Genomic DNA, 21,816 nt, shown 5'->3' on the forward strand with positions numbered 1-21,816 from the left:
TCAGCTTGTCTCATCCGGCCGTCGGCGTGGCAAGCAACCACAGGCCGAAGATCGTGTAGGCAATCATCAGCATGGTGAGCGGCAACTGGCTGAGGGCGGCGCGCGATGGCACCTGGTGCAGTCGCCAGGCCAGTCCATGGGCAACGAGCACCGCCAGCATATGGCCGGCGATGATGATGCCGGCCTGCAGGTTCCACAGCCACCAGGCGGAGTGGGCCCCGGCGACGATGCCGGCCTCGATCTGCATGTCGGCGGCGCCGAACAGGTTCCATCCCAGCGCGAACGGGTCGGACAGAGCGGCGATCGCATACTGGCCGTCGACCAGCAGCGCCGTCAGATAGTGCGCGACATGATAGGCGAGCGCGATCGGCACGATCGACCACACCAGCAGCCTGGCGGCCTCGCGGAGGGAATGTCGGCTGCCGGCGAGGCGCTGGCCGAGGATGACGGCCAGCAGGAATGCCGCCGCCAGCAGAACGAAGGTCAGCACGAGGCCGAAGCTGCTAATGCCGATGAGCGCGGTGCGGCCGGGATATTCCAGCGGGTTGATGCCGGACAGGCCGAGCCAGAAGAAGGTTTTCGACAGGCCGTCGAAGGACACCGATGACAGGCTGAGCAGCAGGAAAGCGATGCCGCTTGCCGGCAGGGGTGCCGCGCCGAGCAGTTTTGAGCCCGGCCAGCAGAGAGCGAGCCGCCCGTGTTCATTGCGCTCGACGATGGCGAAGCGCGCCACCATGGCGAAGAACACCGTCAGGAATTCGCCGCGCCGGCTCCAATCGCGGTAGCCGAAGGCGAGCATGGCGATGAAGGTAAGCAACCAGTAGAGGCCGGCGGCATAGGCCAGCCGCGCCGGGTCGTCGGGCGCCGGGTCGATCAGCTCGAACCAGGCAAAGGCGAAGAACAGGATAACGGCTGGCCAGCAGCCGAGCCATGAAGGCAAACGCAATTTCTGTCCCTCACCGCCACGAAGCTTGAACAGGCGGCTTACGATCCGCCACGGGCCATACCATGGATTCGGCCACGACCAGACATCGCCGAACAGGCCTTGCGCGATGGCAAGGCCGACCCAGAGCAGCGTCCAGATGGTCAGGGGCAGCGGATTGGAGAGCGGATCGCGGCTGCCGAACAGGCCGGCGGCGATGAGCGTTGCGAAACCGGCAAAGGAGATGAGGCTGATGATTGTGCGAGGGGTGTCGGCGAATGGGAAGAGCGGCAGGCGGCGGCGCCAGAAGCGGTCGAGGGTTGCGGGTGGCAGCAGGGCGAGGACGAGGAAGCTTACCGCGACGGCAAGCGCGCCGCCGGCGATGTAGTAGCCGGTCGGGAGGAGGAGGACGTGGCCGCGGTCGGAGGCGTGGGCGAAGGCAGGGGTGGGGAGGAGTGTGAGGGTGGGGGAGCAGGCGACATATGTCAGCCTGACGCGATCCTTCACACCCCCCTCTGGCCTGCCGGCCATCTCCCCCGCAAGGGGGGAGATTGGATGTCGCCGGGGCTTTCGCCAACTTTCAAGGGTAAAGAAAGAGGCGCGGTACTCGATGCTGCCAATCTCCCCCTTGCGGGGGAGATGTCCGGCAGGACAGAGGGGGGTGGGCGGCAACTCACGCTATCGCGATTTCCATTTCGTCCAGCAAGGCACCCGCCGACCCTCAAACCTTGACCAGCTGCTCCACGCGGTCCTTCGCCCCAAAAATCCGGAGATAGCGCTCGATCTCCTTCTTGTCGCCCGTCGCTTTCGCCGGATTGTCCGACAGCTTCACCGCCGGCCGGCCATTGGCCTCCGTCACCTTGCAGACCAGCGATATCGCATCCAGGCTGTTGGTTTCGGTCGGCGCGCAGCCTTCGAAATCGTTGGTGAGGTTGGTGCCCCAGCCGAAGGACATGCGCACCTTGCCCTTGAAGTGCCTGTAGGTCTCCTCGATGGTTTCGACCTCGAGACCGTCGGAGAAGATCAGCAGCTTCTGCCTGGGGTCCTTGCCCTTCTCGCGCCACCAGTCGATGATTTTTTCGCCGCCTTCGATCGGCGGCGCGCTGTCGGGGCGGAAGCCGGTCCAGTCGGCGACCCAGTCCGGGGCGTCGCGCAGGAAGGATGCGGTGCCGAAAGCGTCGGGCAGCACGATCAGCAGGTTGCCGCCGTAATAGCGCTGCCAGTCCTGCAGCACCTTGTAGGGCGATTCCTTCAATTCCTTTTCCGACTTGGCAAGGGCGGCAAAAACCATCGGCAATTCATGCGCGTTGGTGCCGAGCGCTTCGAGGTCGTTGTCCATGGCCAGCAGCACGTTCGAGGTGCCGGTGAAGGCTTCGCCAATGCCTTCCTTGAGCGCCTCGACGCACCAGCGCTGCCACAGGAAGGAATGGCGGCGGCGGGTGCCGAAATCGGAGATGCGGATGCCGGGCAGCGCCTTCAAGCGTTCGGTCTTGGCCCACATCTTCCCCTTGGCGCGTGCATAGAGCACGTCAAGCGCGAAGGGACCGAAGGCGCGCATGGCGGCGCGGGAACGAAGCTCATTGATGATCGCCAGCGCCGGGATTTCCCACAGGGTGGTGTACATCCAGGGACCGCTGAAGGAGAGCTCGTACTGACCGTCGCGCTTGGACAGCTCGTAGTCGGGCAGCCGAAAACCTTCCAGCCAGGCGAGGAATTCCGGCTCGAAGATCTGCTTGCGGCCATAGAAATTGTTACCGCCAAGCCAGATCATCTCCTTCTTGGAGAAGCGCAGCGTGCGGGCATGGTCGAGCTGGTCGCGCAATTCGCCTTCGTCGATGTCGTCGGCCAGGCGCACCGAGGTGGTGCGGTTGATCAGCGAAAAGGTGGCGTCGACCTTGGGGTACATGCCCCAGATCATCTGCAGCATCAGAAGCTTGTAGAAATCGGTGTCGAGCAGGCTGCGGACGATCGGGTCCAGCTTCCAGGTGTGGTTGTAGACGCGCCGCGCTATATCGGTTCTTGCCATGTCCTGCCGTCGCCTTCGCTGCTCACGTCTTTCTTACGCAATTCCGGACGGGAAACCGCCGCACAGTTTTCCTGGAATTGCCGGGCAAGAGCTTATTAGCATTGAATTTTTGAAAGCGCCTCCCGCTTTCCGGGCTGGCCCGACAAAAAGCAGCCGCTCAGGTCCAGCCTCAACTCTTGGCGCCCACCACCCGCAGCGCCGGACGCTTCCTGCGGCTGCCGATGCGGCCGGCCACCGGCGCGTCGGCCCGGCTGTCGGCCTGTTCCTTTTCGGCAAACAGCCAGTCGACGAACAATTGCACGATAGGCGCCGAACGCATCTCGTTGCGGCAGACGACGTAGAAATCATCGACCGCCGGCACCGACAGGCTGAACGGCGCCACCAGCAGGCCCCTGGCGAGCAGCATGCTGGCGGTGACGGAATCGCCGAGAGCCACGCCATGTCCGTGCACCGCGGCTTCGATCGCCGTACGGGCGTCGCCGAGATGGTGGCGGCGGCCACGTTCGAGGTCGAGCCCATCGGCGGCGGCCAGCCAGGTGTGCCATTCGCGGCCATCATCGCCATGCAGGATGACATGGCCAGCAAGATCCCGGCAGATGCGGAGCGGCCGGTTGTTGATCAGCGTCGGGCTGACCACCGGGAACAGTTCGAGGCCCGACCATTTGCGCATCCAGCAATCGGTCCAGCTGCCGTCGCCATAGAGCACGCAGACATCGACCTGTGGGGCGCGGATGTCCTTGGGGTCGTTGGACGGGATCAGCGTCAACCTGATATCAGGATATTGCGCCATGAAGCTGCCGAGCCGCGGCGTCATCCACAGAAGCAGCAGCGCCGGCACGCAGGAGACCGACAGCGTACCGGCGCTGGCTGGCCTGGTCATGCGCTGGGTGGCGGCGGCGATGCCGTCGAAGGCGGTCGAGACCGCCGGCAGCAATTCGGCGCCGTGCGGGGTGAGCTTTACCCGCTGTCCGGTGCGTTCGAACAGTTTTACGCCGAGTGATTGCTCGAGCGCCTTGATCTGGTGGCTGATTGCGCCGTGGGTGACGTTGAGCTCACTCGCCGCCTTGGTCAGCGAGGCATGCCGCGCCGTCGCCTCGAAGGCGCGCAAGGGATTCAAGGGGGGCAGACGCTTGGCCATGAGCAACCGGATACTCTGTGAGATTTTCTCACAATCAGCACCGTAACAATATCAATTGATTTTTCAATGCGGCTGCCGGACACTTTGGCAGGTCAACAGCATCAATGACGTGAAATCTAAAGGCAGCCAGCGGGACAGCGACCCGGCCGGATGATGGTCAGTTCGCAGATGTCGCCACGGCCGCATGCATCAGCCCGCAGGAGGAGACCGACATGGGTTATGACAGAGGCAAGCTGGAAGCCTTGCGCCGCAAGTATGGCGAGAGCCATGGCGGCGAGATGTTCGACCCGAAGTTCCGCAAGGTCGCGGACAAGATCTTCTCCAAGAGCGGCACAAGGCTGGCGCCCTATGCCGGCATCCCCACCTTCCTCGCCGCGCCCTACCGTGAAATCGCTGCCGACAATCCGGATTTCGGCGATTTGCAGGTGGCGATCATCGGCGTGCCGATGGATCTCGGCGTCACCAACCGGCCCGGCTCGCGCTTCGGGCCAAGGGCGCTGCGCGCCATCGAGCGCATCGGCCCTTACAATCATGTGCTGGAATGCGCGCCGACGCATGAGCTGCGCGTCGCCGACATCGGCGATACGCCGTTCCGCAGCCGCTACCGGCTGGAGGTCAGCCACGAAGATATCGAGCGCCGCACCAACCAGATCGTCGATGCCGGCGTGCTGCCGCTCTCGGTCGGAGGCGACCACTCGATCAGCCATCCGATCCTGAAGGCGGTCGGCAAAAAGGCGCCGGTCGGCATGATCCATATCGACGCTCATTGCGACACAAGCGGGCTGTTCGACATGACCAAGTTCCATCATGGCGGACCGTTCCGCAACGCGGTGCTGGACGGCGTGCTCGACCCCACCCGCACCATCCAGATCGGCATCCGCGGCTCGGCGGAGTATCTGTGGGAGTTCACCTATGAATCCGGCATGACGGTCGTGCATGCCGAAGAGGTGACGGGTCTCGGCATCCCGGCCATCATCGAGAAGGCGCGCAGAATAGTCGGCGACGGCCCGACCTACATTTCCTTCGACGTCGACAGTGTCGATCCGGCCTTCGCGCCAGGCACCGGCACGCCGGAAATCGGCGGCCTGACGACGCGCGAAGTGCTCGAACTGCTGCGCGGCTTGAAAGGCCTCAACATCGTCGGCGGCGACGTCGTCGAGGTGGCGCCGCAATATGACGCGACCACCAACACCGCCCATGTCGGCGCCCAGGTCCTGTTCGAGATCCTGAGCCTGATGGTGTTCAGCCCGGCGATCACCGGCAAGGGGGCCTGACGGATTTCACATGCAAAGGCGGCCGCCGCGCTGGAGCCGGCGGCCGTTTCCAAAACAAACAAGCTTCCAGAAGGGGAATACCAATGACAATCCAAATGAAATCAACCATCGCCGCCGCGCTGATGCTCGCCGGCCTCGGCTTCGCCGCCCAGGCCAATGCCGACGCCGTCGACGACATCACCAAGGCCGGCGCCATCAATGTCGGCATCTTCTCCGACTTTCCGCCCTTCTCCTCGGCCAGCGCCGATATGAGCATCAAGGGTTACGACGTCGACGTCGCGCAGGCGATCGCCGATTCACTCAAGGTGAAGCTCAATCTGGTCAGCGTCACCGGCCAGAACCGCATCCCGTATCTCACCGACAAGCGCGTCGATATCCTGATGAGCGTCGGCTATTCCAAGGAGCGCGAGGAGGTGATCGATTTCGCCGCCGCCTATGCGCCCTACTACATCGCCGTCATCGGTCCGGCAGCGCTTTCGATCAAAGGCAAGGAAGATCTCGCCGACAAGTCGATCGCCGTCAATCGCGGCACGCTCGAGGATACGTCGTTGACCGAAGCGGCGCCGTCATCGGCCGACATCAAGCGCTTCGACAACTACAATTCCGTCATCCAGGCCTTCATCTCCGGCCAGACCCAGCTGATGGTGGTCGGCAATGATGTCGGCGCCCAGGTGCTGGCCAAGCAGGACGCGCTGAAGCCGGAGCAGAAGTTCCAGCTCTTGACCTCGCCTTCGCATATCGGCCTCAACAAAAAAGAGGACCGGCTGAAGACGGCGGTCAATGATGCGGTTGCCAAGATGCTGGCCAACGGCAAGCTCGACGAGAGCTCGAAGGTCTGGCTGAAGACGCCGCTCAATCCCGACAACCTCAAGGATTGAGTTCTCGTGGCTTTTGCCTGGCTCCCAGGTGCTGTGGGCGACATCGCGCGCGGCGCGGCCACGACGATCCTGTTGATCGTCGTGACCACGCTCGTGGGCACGCTGCTCAGCATCCTGGGCGCTGCCGGCCGGCGCAACGGCCCGGTATTCGTGAAGCGCGCCATCGCGGTGTATGTCGAGGTGATGCGCAACACGCCGTTCCTGGTGCAGCTGTTCTTCATCTTCTTCGGACTGCCCAGCCTCGGCATAAGGCTCGATCCGATCCTGGCAGCCATGTTGGCAATGACGCTCAACATGGCGGCCTACACCATTGAAATCGTCGGCGCCGGTCTCGATGCCGTGCCCGGCGGACAGACGGAAGCCGCCTTGGCACTCGGGCTTCGGCCACGCCAGGTGTTTGTCAAGATCGTGCTGCCGCAGGCGCTCAAGGTGATCTATCCGGCGCTGACCAGCCAGATCGTCATCATGATGCTGGAATCGGCCGTGGTGTCGCAGATCGCCGTGCGCGAGCTGACCTATGAGGCCGACATGCTGCAAGCCCGCACCTTCCGGTCCTTCGAAACCTATTTCGTCGTGACCTTGGTCTACCTCGTCCTGTCCATGGCCTTGCGCCGGCTGCTGGTCACAGGCGGGCGCCGCGTGTTGGGGGCAGGTGTCACATGATCGAATTCACCTTCTGGGACATCGTTCGCAATCTGCTGCTCGCCGCCCGCTGGACGGTGCTGTTGTCGCTGGCGGCCTTTGTCGGCGGGGCGGTGGTAGGGCTGATCGTGCTGTTCTTCCGCATCGCCGAAAATAAATGGAGCCGGCGCATCGCTTCCGGCTACATCGCCCTGTTCCAGGGAACGCCGCTGTTGATGCAGCTGTTCCTGATGTTCTTCGGCCTGCCGATGCTCGGCCTGCGCATCGAGCCATGGACGGCAGCGGTGCTCGGCCTGACCTTCTTCGCCAGCGCCTATCTGGCCGAGATCTGGCGCAGCGGCGTCGATGCGCTGCCGCGCGGGCAGTGGGACGCTGGCGCCAGCCTTGGGCTGCACCGTCTGCAGGAGCTCAGGCTGATCATCCTGCCGCAGGCGTTCTCGATCACAAGGGCGCCGATCGTCGGCTTCCTGGTGCAGTTGATCAAATCGACGGCGCTGACCTCGATCATCGGCTTCGAGGAGCTGGTCAGAACCTCCAACGCCATCAACAACGCCACCTTCGAACCGTTCAAGGTCTACGGGCTGGTGGCGCTGATCTTCTTCGTCATGTGCTTTCCACTGACGCAATACGCCCGTACGCTCGAACAACGAGCGGCGGCCCACTGACGCCAGGCGGCGACAGTGCGTGAAGGGAACCTGCCGGAATAGAACGGCATCAACTGAGGAGAAACCAGATGAACAGACTGATTGGAAAATCCCTGACACGGCGCGGCGTGCTTGGTGCGGGCCTCGCTACAGCCGGCGTGCTCGCCATGCCGTCGATCCTGCGCGCGCAGGACAAGTCGCTGAAGGTCGGCGTCTATGGCGGCTATTTCAAGAAATCCTTCGACGAGCACGTCTTCCCCGATTTCACCAAGGCCACCGGCATTGCAGTGGAATCGGTCGCCGAGCCGACCGGCGAAGCCTGGCTGGTGCAGCTCGAACAGGCGTCCAAGGCAGGCCAGGCGCCGGCCGACCTTTCGATGATGTCGCAGACCTCGACGCTGAAGGGCCAGTCGACCGAATTGTGGACGCCGCTCGATACGTCGAAGTTCAAGCACTACAATGACCTCTTGCCGCGCTTCGTCAACAAATATCCGGATGGCCGTGTTGCTGGCATCGGCGCCGTCGCCTGGTGGATCACGCTGGTCTCCAACACCGACGTCTACAAGGATGCGCCGACCTCATGGGAGACGCTGTGGGACAAGGCCAATGAGGACAAGCTCGGCCTGCTGGCGCTTGCCTCGAACTCGTTCCTGCTCGAAGTGACGGCCAAGACCTTCATGGGCGGCACCAATGCGCTCGACACCGAGGACGGACTGAACAAGGCGTTCGAAAAGCTCGCCGAGCTCAAGCCGAATGTCCGGCTGTGGTATCGCGACGAGGCGCAGTTCGAGCAGGCGCTGAAGTCGGGCGAGATCCCGATGGGCCAGTATTATCACGACGTCACCGGCCTCGCGGTCGCCGACGGCTTCCATGTCCGCTCGACCTTCCCGAAGGAAGGCGGCATCCAGGACTCCGGCAATTGGGTGCTGTCGCGCGCCTCGACCAAGGTCGACGAGGCACATGCATTCATCGACTATATGAGCCAGCCGTCAATGCAGGGCCTGATGTCGCGCAAGGTCGGCACCACGCCGACGCTGAAGAAGGAGGTGCTTGATCTCAAGCCGGAAGAGTTCGCCGCGGTGTCGTCGGATATCGATCCGATCATCCCGCGCTATGACCTCTATACGTCGAAGGCCGACTGGATCAACCAGAAGTGGACCGAGCTCATCGTCGGCTGAGCCGTTCGATCCGCTTAAAAACTGATCGGCCGCCGGACCTCTTCCGGCGGCCATTTCCTGGAATTGCTCCAGCGCACAGCCTGAGAGGGATGAGCATGTCCGGACTAGATATCAACGCCGTCACCAAAAAATTCGGCAACTTCGCCGCCGTCGACAATGTCCAGCTCAACGTGCCGCATGGCATGTTCGTGTGTCTGCTCGGCCCATCGGGCTGCGGCAAGACCACGCTGCTGCGCATGATTGCCGGACTGGAGGAGCCGACCAGCGGCGCCATCGTCCTCGACGGCGAGGACATCACGCCTTTGCCGACGCACAAGCGCAATCTCGGCATGGTGTTCCAGTCGCTGGCCCTGTTTCCGCATCTCTCTGTTGGCGACAACATTGCCTATGCGCTGCGCATTCGCGGCGCCTCGAAGGAGGAGCAGAAGAAGCGCGTCGACGAGTTGCTGGGCCTCACCCATCTGACCGGCTTTGCCGACCGCCCGGTGGCCAAACTGTCGGGCGGTCAGCGCCAGCGCGTGGCAATTGCACGGGCCTTGGCGCTGTCGCCGAAACTGTTCCTGCTCGACGAGCCGCTGTCGGCGCTCGACGCCAAACTGCGCGAGGCCATGCAGGTGGAACTGCGCCAGTTGCAGCAGCGGTTGGGCATCACCACCATCGTCGTCACCCACGACCAGCGCGAAGCCATGACCATGGCCGACCTCGTCGTCGTCATGGGCCACGGCAGGATCCTGCAGGCGGCGCCGCCGATCGAGATCTACCGCAAGCCGGCCGACGCCTTCGTCGCCGACTTCATCGGCATCACCAATCTGCTGCCGGCCGAGATCGACAGCACCGGGCGCACCACCATTCTGGGCACAGCCATTCCAGGTCTTGCCATGCCGGCGGGTCAGACTAAAGCGTCTGTATCGGTCCGCCCCGAGGATGTGCATCTCGGCAGCCCCGGCGGCTCGGCCATCACCGGCGAGGTGAGTTTCGTGCGCGATCTCGGCGGCACCATCGAGACCTTCGTCGACGTCGGCGGCACCAGCATCATTGCGGTGACGACGCCGCGCGAGCGGCATGACGTGCCGGTCGGCGCCAAGGTCGGCGTCACACTGCCGCCGGCAAGCTGCGTGGTGCTCGGCGCATGAGACGCGAAGCGCCGAAGTCGATAGCCGACTACACGCCGCTGTTCTTTCCGGCGCTGATGCTGATCGTCTTCTTCGTCGTGCCGTTCTCGACGATGATCGCGGTGAGCTTCTTCAAGCGCAACCCGTCCGGTTTCTACACGCCGGATTTCGTGTTCGACAATTACGCCCGCTTCCTGTCGGTGTTCTTCGGCGGCGTGCTCGGCTTTTCGCTGCTGCTGGCGGTGCTGGTCGCCGTCTGCTGCGTGGCCATCGCCTTTCCCTTCACCTACCTTTTGACCCGTCGGCCGCGCCGTGTGCAGACGCTGTGGCTGGTCGGCCTGCTGTCGGTGCTGTCGCTGTCGGAAGTCATCATCGGCTTTGCCTGGTCGACGCTGTTTTCGCGCACCGCCGGCATCACCAATTTGTTCGTGGCGATCGGGCTGATGGACAAGCCGGTGGCGCTGCTGCCGACCTTTGGCGCGGTGCTGACCGGCATGGTCTACCAGGCGCTGCCCTATACGATCCTGGTGCTGTACCCCGCCCTCGTGCGCCTCGACCCGACATTGCTCGAGGCAGCGCGCACGCTCGGCGCCTCGCCGATCCGCGCCTTCTTCAACGTCGTCGCGCCGGCATTGCGCAACACCATTGTGGCGACACTGATCATGGTCTTCGTGTTCGCCCTCGGCTCGTATCTTTTGCCGCAGATTCTGGGACGGCCGCAGCACTGGACGCTGTCGGTGCTGATCACCGACCAGGCGATCTACCAGTCCAACATGCCGTTCGCGGCCGCAATGGCGGTGTTCCTGGTGCTGATCTCGCTGGCGCTGGTCGGACTGACGCTGCTCGTCGGACGAAGGGAGAACGCCCTATGACCGCGACCTTGCTGCGCCGTGTCTATTTCACCATCGTCGCTTTGTTTCTGGCGGCGCCGCTGATCGTCGTCGCCGGCGTGTCGGTGAATTCGCGGCAGGAGCTCAGCTTCCCGCCGGTCGGCTTCTCGCTCGCCTGGTACGCCCAGATCTTCACCGATCCGGAATGGCGCCTGGCGCTGATCCATTCGGTGACGCTGGCCGTCTGCTCGGCGGCGATTGCCGTGGCGGTGGCGCTGCCGCTGGCCTGGTTCCTGTGGCGGCGCATCGCGCCCTGGGCAAACATCTTTCAGGTGCTGGGGCTTGCCCCCTTCATCCTGCCGCCGGTCATCACCGCGCTTGGCTTCCTCTCCTTCTGGGCGACGGTCGGGCTGTTCGGCCAGTTCTTCACCGCCATCATCAGCCACGCTATCTTCTTCGTGACGCTGCCGCTGGTGACGCTGTCGCTGGGCTTTGCCTCGATCGACCGCTCGCTGGTAGAGGCCGCCGCCACCATGGGCGCGGACGACCGCACGTTGCTGAAGACCGTGGTGCTGCCGCTGATCCTGCCCTACCTCGTCTCGGGCTACGCCTTCGCCTTCGTCTTGTCGCTCAACGAATACATCGTCGCCTACATGACGATCGGCTTCACCACCGAGACGCTGCCCATCAAGATCTTCAACGCGCTGCGCTATGGCTACACGCCGACCATGGCTTCGGTGTCGGTGTTCTTCGTGGCGGTGGCGGCACTGGTGTTCGGCTCGATCGCCAGGTTCGGCGATATACGCAGGCTGCTCGGCGCGATGTCGTCGGACGGGAGCTGAGCGCATTCATTTGTAACAGCACCAGTACAGCACCCCTCGATCGCTGCTCAGACCACCAATGCCATGAAGGTGCTGAGTGCACCCTCGCGCAGGCGGCAGCTTCGCGCCTCATCTCGGACTCAGGGGTGAACCTAAGTGCTCCTCGAAAGCGGACAACTGACTTCTTCGCCCGACTAGTCGCCAGGGTCGAACTCACCTTTGAACAAGACTGTCTTCACCGGCCCGAGGGGATTGACGATCCGGCTCTCCAGGACTTCGACAAGTTTGCGTCCGACACCCGCTATGTCCACGAAATGAACGCCGATCTTCGCAGGCAAGAAACGTGACAGCCGCGTGCTGTCCCGAGTGACAATGTGGATGTCACTCCCGGGCGCGAGACCTCTTCTGCCAAGAGCGTGTAGTGCCCCCAGAAGGCCCAGTTCGTTGGCGCAAGCCAAGCCCGTCGGCGGATCTGACCAGGCCAGCATGCGATCGAACCAGGCTGCGCTCGATTCCATGGTGAACATTCCATGACCGATCAGCGACTGGTCGATCGGAATACCAGCCTCGGCCATTGCCCTTCCATACCCGGAAAGACGCATGGCACTCGCCTGGTCGCCCGGAACGAGAAGTTGCAGCGCAATGCGTCGGCAGCCCTTGTCCATGAGCCGCCGGGTCGCCTCGTAGGCAATCTGTTCATTGTCGATGTCGACATAAGGATATGCTGTATCCAGGTCAGTTCTTCCAAACGCGACGAATGGCATGCCTCTATCCAGCAATAGCTTAACGCGTGGATCACCCGAGACCATGCGCGTGATAATCAGTCCGTCTGTGCTGCCCGCCTGAAGCTGTCGCTGCACACTCTCGATGGGGTCATCATCGGGCGTGGTGGAGTAGATGGATAGACTATAACCCGCTTGCCGCGCCGCCAGCGTCATGCCTTCGATTAACGGAAGCTTCAACAGATCGGACAGATGATCTTGTGTTTCCATCGGGTAGATTGCTGTCATCGTCAGCGTGCGGCCAGTTTTGAGCGCGAAGCCATGATGATTTGGCACATAGCCGACCCGCTGCGCCACTTCCTTGACGCGAGCGATGGTGGCGGGATGAACCTCCGGCCCATCCTTCAGCGCGCGGGATACGGTGGTCACCGAAAGGGAAAGTTCCGCCGCGATCTGTTTCAGGTTGGTCATGTCGCCCGACCTCATTTGCGAAAGCGCCGGCTGATTTGCTGCCTTCCACTACGTGACCGAATTCCACCTCACGGTCAATCCAAGCTCTCGCTAAAGCAGCTTGACTCTCCTGCAATTGGATGCAATCGTAACGTTACGATTGGCAACAATTGGCCATTTTTAGCGCGTCTCAACAAATTCTAGGGAGGAGAACCTATGTCTTGGTTACGCATTTCATTGACGGCATTCGCATTCTCGGCCGCCGTGCCGGTCTATGCCCAATCAGTCACCATCACGACCGCGGGCGGCGATTATGGCAACGCCATGAAGGAAGCCATGTGGGCCCCCGCTGCAAAAGAGCTTGGCTATGCTGTCCGCGAGGAGACCCTCAGCGACGGCTTGGCCGCCCTGAAGATGCAGGTTACCTCGGGCGCGGTCACAACCGACGTCATTCACCTGGGCTCACCGGAGGGCGCGCAGGCCGCCGCACAGTCGCTGCTGGAGCCGCTCGACTACACGATCATCGACCCAAAGGCCGTGCCGGACGGCGCAAAGTCCGACTACTGCTATCCATTCGACTCCTATGGCACCGTCTTGTCGTGGAACACCAAGACCTATGGCGAAAACCCGCCGAAGACATGGGCGGAGTTCTGGGACGTTGCCAAATTCCCCGGCCGTCGTGCGCTGCGTGCCAATGCCCAGGACTCGATCGAGATCGCGCTGCTCTCCGATGGCGTAGCACCGGCGGACGTCTATCCCGTTCTCAGCACGCCAGAGGGTCTGGATCGCGCTATCAAGCGGCTCGAAGCACTCAAGCCAAATGTCGCCGTTTGGTGGACCTCGGGAGCGCAGTCGGCGCAGTTGCTGAAAGATGGTGAGGCGGATTTGGTCGTTACCTGGAACGGGCGGGCCCAAACCGTAAAAGCAGATGGCGGCGCGGCCGACTACACGTTCAAGGGTTCCGTCATTGGCACCGACTGTCTTGCGGTGCCGAAAGGGGCGCCGAACAAGGAAGCAGCTATGAAGCTCATCGCAGCGATGACACAGCCCGCGCGCGTGGCGAAGCTGACCGACTTCATAGCCTATGGCCCGGTCAATCCTGCTGGCTATGAGGGTGGCCTTATCCCCGAGGACCGTCTCAAGACGCTGGCGACCGCGCCTGAAAATGCCGGCACTTCGGTGTTTTCGAATTCAGAATGGTGGGTCAGGAATGGCGAGGCTGCCCAAAAAGCCTTCGATGAGATGATGGCCCGCTGAGTCTCAGCTCTAAGGCTTGAGCACATGATGAAGTCGCTCCCGATCACCATCGACAGCGTGCGCAAGACCTATGGATCTTACGTCGCGCTGGACGATGTCTCGCTCGATATTCGGGCTGGCGAATTCCTCACGCTGCTGGGGCCATCGGGATCGGGCAAGACCACGCTGCTCATGGCTCTGGCCGGCTTTGTCCGGCCGGATTCCGGTAGACTTCTGTTGGGCGATCGCGACATTACCCGCCTGGCCCCGAACAGGCGCAACATCGGCATAGTCTTCCAGAACTACGCCCTGTTTCCCCACATGAACGTTCTGGCAAATGTTGAGTATCCGCTGGTGCTGCGCAAGGTACCGAAAGCCGACGCCCGCCAGCGGGCGCTCGACACTTTGGACCGCGTGAAGCTCGAAGGTTTGGCGGAGCGCAACATTGCCGCATTGTCCGGCGGCCAGCGCCAGCGGGTTGCGTTAGCGCGGGCGATCGTCTTCGAGCCGCGCGTGATGCTGATGGACGAGCCGTTGTCGGCGCTCGACAAGAATTTGCGCGAAACCATGCAGTACGAGATCCGGCGTCTGCACGACGATCTGGGGATCACCACGATTTATGTGACGCATGACCAGCGCGAAGCACTGATCATGTCAGACCGGGTCGCGGTGATGAATTCCGGCCGTATTCAGCAGATCGACACGCCACAGCGGATTTATGATCGTCCATCGACCCGCTTTGTCGCGGAGTTCATGGGTGAGGCCAACATTGTGGCCCCGGGCGCGGTGCGCAGAATAGACGGCGCCGATGCATCAAGCGAAGCTCTGATGATCCGCGCCGAAAGTTTCCATCTTGATGCGAAGCTCGTCGGGCGAGACGGGGTGGCGCTCGAGGGAACGCTGCGCGCCAAGGCGTTTCGCGGCGAGAACTGGCTTTTGACGCTGGCACTTGACGGCGGGCAAGAGATTCTTGTCTGCGTTCCGGCGGCGATGGCCAGCGGCTGCGGCGAGCTTGCGACCGGTCAGCGAGTGACCGCATATGCACCGGCAGCGAAAGTTCACGCGATACCGGGAGCAGGAGCGTGACCGTCATCACCGATCCTGCGCTCGCGGCAGACGCACGACGCGAGCGGCGGTTCTTCCTGTCGCTTTCAGTGCCCGCGCTTTTGATCGTTGGGCTGGCGGCGATCCTGCCCATCGTCTGGATTATCCGGCAATCCTTCCTCACCACAGCGGGTGAATACACCGTCGGCAACTACGAGAAAGTGCTTTCGACCGGACTGACATGGTCGGCACTCGTCACCACCCTTGAGCTGTCCGTGGGCACGCTGGCGATCTGCATCCTACTCGGTACCCCCTTGGCGCTCGCCCTGGCCAGCACCAGACCAAGGGTGGCCAATTTGCTGATGGCCTTCGTCATGCTGCCGTTGTGGACCTCCATTCTGGTGCGCACCTATGGCTGGCTCGTTCTGTTGCGACGCGATGGCCTGATCAACGCGGCTTTGACCGGTTCAGGCCTGACAGCTGAGCCCTTGCCGCTGGTCTACAACTTAACGGGAACGCTCATCGGCATGGTTCACTACATGCTGCCGCTCTTCCTGCTCCCCGTTTATGCGGCGATGCGCGATATCGATGCAAACCTCGTTCGCGCGTCGGCGAGCATGGGCGCTACGCTCGGACAAACGATCCGCACGGTCATTCTGCCGCTTTCGGCCGGCGGCATCTTCTCGGGTTCGATCATCGTCTTCATTTACACCATAGGGTTCTTCATCACGCCCGCGGTGCTTGGCGGCGGCAAGGTAAACCCTCTTTCCACCCGGATCGAGCGCACGCTATCGACCTTCCAGGATTGGGGCTCGGCGAGCGTCCTGGGCATCCTGCTCCTCGTACTAATGGCGTTGGTGGGGGTGATGTTCCTGGCTGCGCGGCGGCTGATTGCCGGACGCAGCATCGGCACAGCCCATGCTTGAAGCCTATCCAGATAGCAGGCTGGCCCGCATCCTCCTGTGGAGCTTTTGCGCGCTCGTTATGGCGTTCCTGATGCTGCCGACGCTCGTCGTCGTGCCGCTCTCTTTTTCGGCGTCCAATCTTTTGGAGTTCCCGCCGCGCGCATACTCGTTGCGCTGGTACGAGGCTTTCTTCGGTTCGGCGGCATGGATGGCCGCACTCAGGACGAGCCTGATCCTTGGCACATTGACGGCGATGATCGCAGTGCCCCTGGGGCTGCTGGCCTGCATTTCGATAAATCGGCTCGGCGGAAAGGCCGCCATTGCCATTCAGGGTATTCTGCTAACCCCTTCTATCGTGCCGGGAATCCTGCTCGCGATTGGTCTCTTCTTTGTTCTGGCGGCCCAACGTCTGGTCGGAACGCTGTTCGGTGTCCTGGTCGGACATGTGGTGCTGGCCATTCCGGTCGCCTGCATTGTGTTGGTGCCCGCCTTGGCCCGCTTTGACTGGAACCAGGTTCAGGCGGCGCGCAGCCTGGGCGCAAACTGGGCAAGAGCCATTGGCGGAATAATTGTCCCCCAACTTCGGATAAGTCTGTTGTCGGCCACGCTGATGGCCTTCCTGACCTCGCTCGATGAATCCGTCATTTCGATCTTCGTCGCGAGTGGTCAAAACAGCACGCTGCCGAAGCTCATGTTCCTGTCGCTGCGCGATCAGATCGACCCGACCATTGCGGCGATTTCGACCTTGTGGACCGTCATCGTCGTGGTCGTTGTCCTCGTCGTGACCCTTCGCCAAAAATCCTGACCGAGATTGGAAACATGCCCAACAATCATCATGCAGCCGACGATCTGGCGGATCATTCAACGGACATACCCCAGGTGGGGTTGGCGATCATCACCGGCTCGGCGAATTGGGGTCTCGCCTTTCCGGAAGATGTCGAAGTCGATGGCGTCCGCACCTTGCAACGAGACATGAGTTTCGAAACCCCTTTCGGTCCCAGCGACAATTGGAAACTGCTCGAATTCGATGCATCTATTACCGTCGAGGGCAAAACGAAACGTGCCCTGTGCATGTATTCGCACGGCAATCCCCGAGACCATATCGACCATTCCTGTCATCGCCGCGCGTTCTGGGTCTTGATGAAAGCGGGTGTAAGGCAAGTGCTGGCCTGCTCGACCGTTGGCGCCGTCAACAAGGCGATCCAGCCCGGCGACATAGTCGTAAACGCCGATATCATCGAACTGTCGCAGACCCCGTTTTCACTTCTGCCTGGCCGCCAGAGCTTCGACTGCTCGGGCAAGCAGATCGTATGTCCAAGATGTGCGGCATTGTTGGCCGAGACCGCCCGGCGCCATTGGCCAGCCGGATGCCGCGTCCATGGCATCGAGCAGCAGCTGGTGGCTGCCCACTGCTACGGGCCGCGACTGACAACTCCCGCCGAAGCTCTGGCGTATCGACACATGGGAGCGGACGTGCTCAACCACTCGATCGCCCCTGAGGCCACCTTATCGCGCGAGATCGGCGCCTGTTTCGTGCCCCTGGCGTTCGTCACGGCCGGCTTCAACGACTATATGGACCGCGAGCGCCAGAAATTGCTGCAGGAGCACGTGCTGCCGAGCCTCTCTATGACAGCCTCGCGGGTTGCGCTGGAGACCGCGGCGCGACTTCCGGCCAATCCGGAATGCTCTTGCCACGGCTTGAAGTCGCCCCAACCGGCAGAGCGTTCTACCCGGTTCTGAAAAGCAGCGAGAGTCTGGGATCGTTCACTCGCAACGATGCTCGCGTCGAACTGAGAGTCCGCTTTTGAAGATCCCACGCCCGAAGCGTTCGGCCGCTTCCGGTCCAAAAGGCGACAACCAGACATCTGCTCTGCAGTGAATGCTTCGGGCAGTTGGCGGACCGCTTGGTGCGTCTTCAATGGCTGAAGACGAGCGGCGGTGCGATGCGGTCCCGCCGCAGCCAGCGCGCGAGCAGCAGCACCGCCACCACGGCGAGCCCCGAGGCCAGGCCGATCCAGATGCCGACGCCGTGCAGGCCGAAATGGAAGGCGAGCAGCACGCCGAGCGGCAGGCCGATGCCCCAATAGCCGATCGCGGCATAGATCATCGGCACCTTGGTGTCGTGCAGGCCGCGCAGCATGCCGGCGGCAACAGCCTGCGCGCCGTCGAAGATCTGGAACAACGCGGCAAAGGCCAGGAACGACACGGCCAGCGCGATCACCCTGGCGTTGGCCGGGGCGGTCATGTCGATGAAGGCGCTGATCAACAGATGCGGCCACAGCACCATCACCAGCGCCATCAGCGCCATGGACGAGACGCCGATGACGAAGGCGGTCCAGCCGGCGCGCGAAACGCCTGCCGGATTGCCGGCGCCGTGGGCCAGCCCGACGCGCACGGTGACGGCCTGGTTGAGACCGAGCGGCACCATGAAGGAGATCGAGGCGATCTGGATGGCGATAGCGTGCGCGGCAAGCGAATCCGCATCGATCAGGCCCATCAGCAGGGCTGCCGCGTTGAAGATCGTCACCTCGAAGGCGAGGATGCCGGCGATCGGCATGCCGAGCCGCAGCAGACCCTTGAAACGCGGCCAGTCGGAGCGCCAGAAGCGGCCGAACAGGCGGTAGCGGCGGAACTTCTTCTCCAGCATCACCACGGCTGCCAGGCCGCAGAACATCAGCGTGCTCGACAGCGTGGTCGCCAGCCCCGAACCGGCAATGCCCATCGAGGTGACGCCGAGATTGCCAAACATGAACACCCAGTTGAAGAAGGCGTTGCAGGCGACGGCGACGAAGACGATGATCAGCGCCCAGCCCGGCCGCTCCAGCGCCGAGATGAAGGAACGCAGCACGATATAGCCGTAGAAGGGCAGCACCGCCCATTCCAGCCAGCGCAGATAGATGCCGGCCTGATGTGCCAATGCCGGCTCCTGGCCCATGGCCAGCAGAATGGCCTCGCCATGCCACAGCACCATCCAGATCGGGATCGAGATCAGGATCGCCAGCCACAGGCCCTGGCGCACGGTACGGCGCAAATCGCGCACCGAATAGCGCCGGCGGCCAAGCTCGGTGGCGATCATCGGCGAGGTCGCCAGCATCAGGCCGAGGCCGAAGATCAGCGGCATGAAATAGAGGTTGGCGCCGAGCGCGCCGCTGGCCAGCGTGTCCGCGCCCAGACGCCCCATCATCATGACGTCGGTCGCGGTCATCGCGGTCTGGCCGAGATTGGTCAGCACCATTGGCCAGGCCAGCGCCAGTGTCGCCCTGATTTCCTGACGCCAAAGATTTTCCGGCGCACGAGCGCCGGCTTCGATCGCAGACATTGTCCTGCTCTTTTCCGGTTGCGGCGCGTCGGCAACGAGGCCGGAAGCCGCACTTCCAAACGGCAAAACCTTCGGTTTCGCGGCGTTTGTGTCGTTCTATTGGACGAAATGCGAGATGAAGGCAAGGGAGGACGGGCAGCCGGCGATTGAGCCAGAGGCGGGAACCCTCCTATCCGGCCGCCCTTGGATCAGCCGATGCTTTCGCCGCCGTCGATCACCAGCGCCTGGCCGGTCATGAAGGATGAGCGGTCGGAAACGAGGAACAGGATCGCTTCGGCGATCTCCTCGGCGCTCGCCCAGCGCCCCATCGGGATCTTGGTGCGGACATAGGTCTCGATCGCCTCGCGTCCGCCCATCTGGGCGATGAACGGCTCGTTGAAGGGCGTGTCGACCCAGCCCGGGCAGAGCGCGTTGACGCGCACATTGTGGCGGGCATAGTCGAGCGACATCTGCCTGGTCATCGCCACCACGGCATGTTTGGACGTGGCATAGGCGATCATCTCGCGGTCGTAGAACACGCCGGAGTTCGAGGCCGTGTTGAGGATGACGCCGCCGCCTTGCGCGACCATTGCCGGCATGACCAGCCGCGCGGCCAGAAACTGCGCCCGTACATTGATGCGCCATGACGCATCCATACCATCGACCTCGACCTCGGTCAGCGTGCCGCCGACCTGGATGCCGGCGTGATTGTGCAGAATGTCGATGCGGCCATACTTGCCGAGAGTGCCTGTGATGAGCTTCTCGACCGCGGCGTCGTCAGAGACGTCGGTGACAACGGCCTCGGCCTGCCCGCCCACTGCCCGGATGTCCGCCGCCGTGGTCTCGCCGCTGGCCAGATCCCGGTCGGCGATGACCACCAGCGCGCCTTCCCTGGCCATGATCATGGCGCCGGCGCGGCCGATGCCGGAACCGGCGCCCGTCACCACGGCGATGCGGTCTTTGAGGAGCATGAATTTGTCTTTCAGCTGGATGGCTTGTTCAGTTTGACGGCTGGCGCTGGCGCAGCTGCCATTGGGCAAGCACCACCAGCAGGACCGAGGCGACGAGCACGATGGTGGCGATGGCGTTGATTTCCGGCGTCACGCCGCGCCGGATCGAGGCGAAGACATAGATCGGCAGCGTCGTCTGCGCGCCGGCGACGAAGAAGGCGACGATGAAATCGTCGAAGGAGAAGGTGAAGGCGAGCAGGAAGCCGGCGATCACCGCCGGCATGATCTGCGGCAGCACGATCGAGCGAAACGTCGTCAGCGGCGTGGCGTAGAGATCGCTCGAGGCCTCGACCAGGTTGCGGTCGAGGCTGGCGAGACGCGTGCCGACGATCATCGTCACCAACGCCATCGAAAACAGGCCGTGGGCGGCGATGATCGATCCATAGCCGAGCGACAGGCGCGGCGGCTGGTCGTTTGGCCAGATCGAGGCGAGGAACGGGTTGAGCACGCCAAACAACTGGACCAGCGCGACGAGCGTCGAGATGCCGATGACGACGCCGGGAACGACGATCGCGGCACCCATCAGCGCGTCGAAGACGGCGCGGGTTCTGAGCCCGACCCGCGCCAGGCCGAGTGCCGCCGCCGTGCCGCACACCGCCGCCAGAAGGGCGCTGGTGGTGGCGATGAACAGGCTGTTCTTCAACGCCTCGACCAGGAACGGGTTCGACAGCGCCGTGCCGTACCACTGCACCGAAAAGCCGGTGAACTCGCTGGCATGGCGGCCGGCGTTGAAGGAAAACAGCACGACCAACGCGATCGGCAGATAGAGGAAGGCGAAGACGGCTGTGACGAAGGCGCGCATCAGATCAGATCCACCCTGCGGGCGCCCGACACCCGTGTCGAAATGCGGTTTGCCGCGATCAGCACCACCACCGAAACCGCCACCAGCGTGATGGCGATGGCCGATCCGAACGGCCAGTTGCGCGACTGCAGGAACAGGTCGACCAGCGCATTGCCGATGAAGAACACCTTGCCGCCGCCAAGCAGCGTCGGGATCAGGTATTCTCCGAGCAGCAGGATCATGACCAGCGAGAAGCCGGTCATGACGCCCGGCAGCGACAGCTTCAGCGTCACCCCCAGAAAGGTTGAGAGCGGGGTCGCGCCGAGATCGGCGGAGGCTTCCAGCAGCCTTCGGTCGAGCCGCTCGAGACTGACATAGATCGGCAGGATCATCAGCGGCAGATAGCCATAGACGATGCCGAGCAGCACGGCGCCCGGCGTGTTGATCAGCCTGACATCCTCGATACCGACAAAGGCCAGCAGCGCGGGAATGCCGCGTCCGCCCAGAATGTACATCCAGGCATAGGTACGCATCAAAAGGCTGGTCCAGAACGGAATGACGACGAGCGCAAGCAGGATCAGCCGCCAGCGTTGCGGCGCCTTCAGGGCAAGGTAGTAGGCGACGGGGTAGGCGACGAGCAGGCAGGCAAGCGCGCCCACCGGCGCCAGCATCATGGTGTTCCAGAAGGCAGTCGCCCGCGCCGGGAGGTTGGCATATTGCGCCAGCGTGAAGGCGGCCTGGTAGCCGCCCTCCGGCGCCCGCTCGCCGACGCTGAACACGGCAATGGCGACGAACGGCAACACCAGAAACACCACCAGCCACGCTGTAGCCGGAGCGAGCAGCAGCGCTGTCAGGATGTTATACCGAAATCTGTTGCCGTGCATGGAAACCGCCCCGATGCCGGC

General features: G+C 63.0%; 21 protein-coding genes. 13 read left to right on the forward strand and 8 right to left on the reverse strand.

From position 1 onward, the window contains the following. Window positions 1–10: 10 nt before the first annotated feature. The 3 genes from NL532_RS01920 to gcvA all read right to left on the reverse strand — a co-directional run bounded on the left by NL532_RS01920 (window position 11) and on the right by gcvA (window position 4,086). Window positions 11–1,453 carry a hypothetical protein gene (locus tag NL532_RS01920; protein ID WP_023700438.1) on the reverse strand — a complete coding sequence of 481 codons (1,443 nt, stop codon included), beginning with the start codon at window positions 1,451–1,453 and terminating at the stop codon, window positions 11–13. Between the two features lie 190 nt (window positions 1,454–1,643). Continuing rightward, window positions 1,644–2,948 carry a nicotinate phosphoribosyltransferase gene (gene pncB, locus NL532_RS01925; RefSeq protein ID WP_023683568.1) on the reverse strand — a complete coding sequence of 435 codons (1,305 nt, stop codon included), beginning with the start codon at window positions 2,946–2,948 and terminating at the stop codon, window positions 1,644–1,646. 169 nt (window positions 2,949–3,117) lie between these two features. Beyond that, window positions 3,118–4,086 (reverse strand): transcriptional regulator GcvA, encoded by a 969-nt coding sequence (gene gcvA / locus NL532_RS01930; RefSeq protein WP_023671280.1) that lies wholly within the window; start codon window positions 4,084–4,086, stop codon window positions 3,118–3,120. Between the two features lie 212 nt (window positions 4,087–4,298). On the opposite strand from gcvA, the gene speB reads away from it, so the two are divergent. The 8 genes from speB to NL532_RS01970 all read left to right on the forward strand — a co-directional run bounded on the left by speB (window position 4,299) and on the right by NL532_RS01970 (window position 11,486). Continuing rightward, a complete protein-coding gene (gene speB, locus NL532_RS01935) occupies window positions 4,299–5,360 on the forward strand; it encodes an agmatinase (RefSeq protein ID WP_023714542.1) in 1,062 nt (353 codons plus the stop codon). An 83-nt stretch (window positions 5,361–5,443) separates the two neighbouring features. Then, window positions 5,444–6,238, forward strand: coding sequence for a transporter substrate-binding domain-containing protein (locus NL532_RS01940; protein ID WP_023711355.1), 795 nt, complete (start codon window positions 5,444–5,446; stop codon window positions 6,236–6,238). 6 nt (window positions 6,239–6,244) lie between these two features. Continuing rightward, the gene (locus tag NL532_RS01945; protein WP_023683571.1) at window positions 6,245–6,901 is read left to right on the forward strand and encodes an amino acid ABC transporter permease; all 657 of its coding nucleotides are present in this window, start codon (window positions 6,245–6,247) and stop codon (window positions 6,899–6,901) included. Continuing rightward, window positions 6,898–7,545, forward strand: a complete 648-nt coding sequence (locus NL532_RS01950) for an amino acid ABC transporter permease (protein ID WP_023671276.1) — start codon at window positions 6,898–6,900, stop codon at window positions 7,543–7,545. The genes NL532_RS01945 and NL532_RS01950 overlap by 4 nt, the downstream gene beginning before the upstream one ends. 68 nt (window positions 7,546–7,613) lie before the next feature. Beyond that, window positions 7,614–8,702 (forward strand): ABC transporter substrate-binding protein, encoded by a 1,089-nt coding sequence (locus NL532_RS01955; RefSeq protein ID WP_023671275.1) that lies wholly within the window; start codon window positions 7,614–7,616, stop codon window positions 8,700–8,702. 95 nt (window positions 8,703–8,797) lie between these two features. After that, entirely contained in the window at window positions 8,798–9,835 is a 1,038-nt protein-coding gene (locus NL532_RS01960) for an ABC transporter ATP-binding protein (protein WP_023829338.1), read from the forward strand. Next, a complete protein-coding gene (locus tag NL532_RS01965; protein WP_023703699.1) occupies window positions 9,832–10,686 on the forward strand; it encodes an ABC transporter permease in 855 nt (284 codons plus the stop codon). Before NL532_RS01960 ends, NL532_RS01965 begins: the two co-directional genes overlap by 4 nt. Next, the gene (locus NL532_RS01970; protein ID WP_023752489.1) at window positions 10,683–11,486 is read left to right on the forward strand and encodes an ABC transporter permease; all 804 of its coding nucleotides are present in this window, start codon (window positions 10,683–10,685) and stop codon (window positions 11,484–11,486) included. Before NL532_RS01965 ends, NL532_RS01970 begins: the two co-directional genes overlap by 4 nt. A gap of 173 nt (window positions 11,487–11,659) precedes the next feature. Here NL532_RS01970 and NL532_RS01975 read toward each other — a convergent pair whose 3' ends face one another. Continuing rightward, on the reverse strand, window positions 11,660–12,658 hold the full coding sequence (locus NL532_RS01975) for a LacI family DNA-binding transcriptional regulator (RefSeq protein WP_023752490.1): 999 nt from the start codon (window positions 12,656–12,658) through the stop codon (window positions 11,660–11,662). Between the two features lie 195 nt (window positions 12,659–12,853). Here NL532_RS01975 and NL532_RS01980 point away from each other — a divergent pair, with 195 nt between their 5' ends. Genes NL532_RS01980 through NL532_RS02000 form a run of 5 tightly spaced genes read left to right on the forward strand, consistent with a single transcriptional unit; the run spans window position 12,854 to window position 17,562 of the window. After that, window positions 12,854–13,894 (forward strand): ABC transporter substrate-binding protein, encoded by a 1,041-nt coding sequence (locus NL532_RS01980; protein ID WP_023829337.1) that lies wholly within the window; start codon window positions 12,854–12,856, stop codon window positions 13,892–13,894. A gap of 27 nt (window positions 13,895–13,921) precedes the next feature. Beyond that, window positions 13,922–14,959, forward strand: a complete 1,038-nt coding sequence (locus NL532_RS01985) for an ABC transporter ATP-binding protein (RefSeq protein ID WP_023700444.1) — start codon at window positions 13,922–13,924, stop codon at window positions 14,957–14,959. Continuing rightward, window positions 14,956–15,843 carry an ABC transporter permease gene (locus tag NL532_RS01990; RefSeq protein ID WP_023752492.1) on the forward strand — a complete coding sequence of 296 codons (888 nt, stop codon included), beginning with the start codon at window positions 14,956–14,958 and terminating at the stop codon, window positions 15,841–15,843. The genes NL532_RS01985 and NL532_RS01990 overlap by 4 nt, the downstream gene beginning before the upstream one ends. Then, complete coding sequence (locus NL532_RS01995; RefSeq protein WP_023703703.1) at window positions 15,836–16,627, forward strand: ABC transporter permease; 792 nt, start codon at window positions 15,836–15,838, stop codon at window positions 16,625–16,627. Before NL532_RS01990 ends, NL532_RS01995 begins: the two co-directional genes overlap by 8 nt. Window positions 16,628–16,641: 14 nt before the next feature. Beyond that, entirely contained in the window at window positions 16,642–17,562 is a 921-nt protein-coding gene (locus NL532_RS02000) for a phosphorylase family protein (RefSeq protein ID WP_023752493.1), read from the forward strand. A 175-nt stretch (window positions 17,563–17,737) separates the two neighbouring features. On the opposite strand, the gene NL532_RS02005 is transcribed toward NL532_RS02000, so the two are convergent. The 4 genes from NL532_RS02005 to NL532_RS02020 form a co-directional block, all read right to left on the reverse strand. Further along, window positions 17,738–19,141, reverse strand: coding sequence for an MATE family efflux transporter (locus NL532_RS02005; RefSeq protein ID WP_023752494.1), 1,404 nt, complete (start codon window positions 19,139–19,141; stop codon window positions 17,738–17,740). A 188-nt stretch (window positions 19,142–19,329) separates the two neighbouring features. After that, window positions 19,330–20,091 (reverse strand): SDR family NAD(P)-dependent oxidoreductase, encoded by a 762-nt coding sequence (locus tag NL532_RS02010; RefSeq protein WP_023752495.1) that lies wholly within the window; start codon window positions 20,089–20,091, stop codon window positions 19,330–19,332. Between the two features lie 28 nt (window positions 20,092–20,119). Further along, a complete protein-coding gene (locus tag NL532_RS02015) occupies window positions 20,120–20,932 on the reverse strand; it encodes an ABC transporter permease (protein ID WP_023671267.1) in 813 nt (270 codons plus the stop codon). Further along, window positions 20,932–21,795: an ABC transporter permease gene (locus NL532_RS02020; protein WP_023693099.1), complete on the reverse strand. Its 864-nt coding sequence runs from the start codon at window positions 21,793–21,795 to the stop codon at window positions 20,932–20,934. The genes NL532_RS02015 and NL532_RS02020 overlap by 1 nt, the downstream gene beginning before the upstream one ends. Window positions 21,796–21,816 lie beyond the last annotated feature (21 nt).

The organism is Mesorhizobium sp. C120A (genome assembly GCF_030323105.1).
Lineage (GTDB): Bacteria > Pseudomonadota > Alphaproteobacteria > Rhizobiales > Rhizobiaceae > Mesorhizobium.

Bases quoted from the DNA above. Each gene is read 5' to 3' on its own strand.
- NL532_RS02010 (WP_023752495.1), bottom strand. From the start codon at position 20,091: ATGCTCCTCAAAGACCGCATCGCCGTGGTGACGGGCGCCGGTTCCGGC.
- NL532_RS01965 (WP_023703699.1), top strand. From the start codon at position 9,832: ATGAGACGCGAAGCGCCGAAGTCGATAGCCGACTACACGCCGCTGTTC.
- NL532_RS01955 (WP_023671275.1), top strand. From the start codon at position 7,614: ATGAACAGACTGATTGGAAAATCCCTGACACGGCGCGGCGTGCTTGGT.
- NL532_RS01970 (WP_023752489.1), top strand. From the start codon at position 10,683: ATGACCGCGACCTTGCTGCGCCGTGTCTATTTCACCATCGTCGCTTTG.
- speB (WP_023714542.1), top strand. From the start codon at position 4,299: ATGGGTTATGACAGAGGCAAGCTGGAAGCCTTGCGCCGCAAGTATGGC.
- NL532_RS01920 (WP_023700438.1), bottom strand. From the start codon at position 1,453: ATGGCCGGCAGGCCAGAGGGGGGTGTGAAGGATCGCGTCAGGCTGACA.
- NL532_RS01940 (WP_023711355.1), top strand. From the start codon at position 5,444: ATGACAATCCAAATGAAATCAACCATCGCCGCCGCGCTGATGCTCGCC.
- NL532_RS01980 (WP_023829337.1), top strand. From the start codon at position 12,854: ATGTCTTGGTTACGCATTTCATTGACGGCATTCGCATTCTCGGCCGCC.
- NL532_RS01960 (WP_023829338.1), top strand. From the start codon at position 8,798: ATGTCCGGACTAGATATCAACGCCGTCACCAAAAAATTCGGCAACTTC.
- NL532_RS01975 (WP_023752490.1), bottom strand. From the start codon at position 12,658: ATGACCAACCTGAAACAGATCGCGGCGGAACTTTCCCTTTCGGTGACC.
- pncB (WP_023683568.1), bottom strand. From the start codon at position 2,948: ATGGCAAGAACCGATATAGCGCGGCGCGTCTACAACCACACCTGGAAG.
- NL532_RS02005 (WP_023752494.1), bottom strand. From the start codon at position 19,141: ATGTCTGCGATCGAAGCCGGCGCTCGTGCGCCGGAAAATCTTTGGCGT.
- NL532_RS01950 (WP_023671276.1), top strand. From the start codon at position 6,898: ATGATCGAATTCACCTTCTGGGACATCGTTCGCAATCTGCTGCTCGCC.
- NL532_RS01985 (WP_023700444.1), top strand. From the start codon at position 13,922: ATGAAGTCGCTCCCGATCACCATCGACAGCGTGCGCAAGACCTATGGA.
- gcvA (WP_023671280.1), bottom strand. From the start codon at position 4,086: ATGGCCAAGCGTCTGCCCCCCTTGAATCCCTTGCGCGCCTTCGAGGCG.
- NL532_RS02015 (WP_023671267.1), bottom strand. From the start codon at position 20,932: ATGCGCGCCTTCGTCACAGCCGTCTTCGCCTTCCTCTATCTGCCGATC.
- NL532_RS02000 (WP_023752493.1), top strand. From the start codon at position 16,642: ATGCCCAACAATCATCATGCAGCCGACGATCTGGCGGATCATTCAACG.
- NL532_RS01995 (WP_023703703.1), top strand. From the start codon at position 15,836: ATGCTTGAAGCCTATCCAGATAGCAGGCTGGCCCGCATCCTCCTGTGG.
- NL532_RS02020 (WP_023693099.1), bottom strand. From the start codon at position 21,795: ATGCACGGCAACAGATTTCGGTATAACATCCTGACAGCGCTGCTGCTC.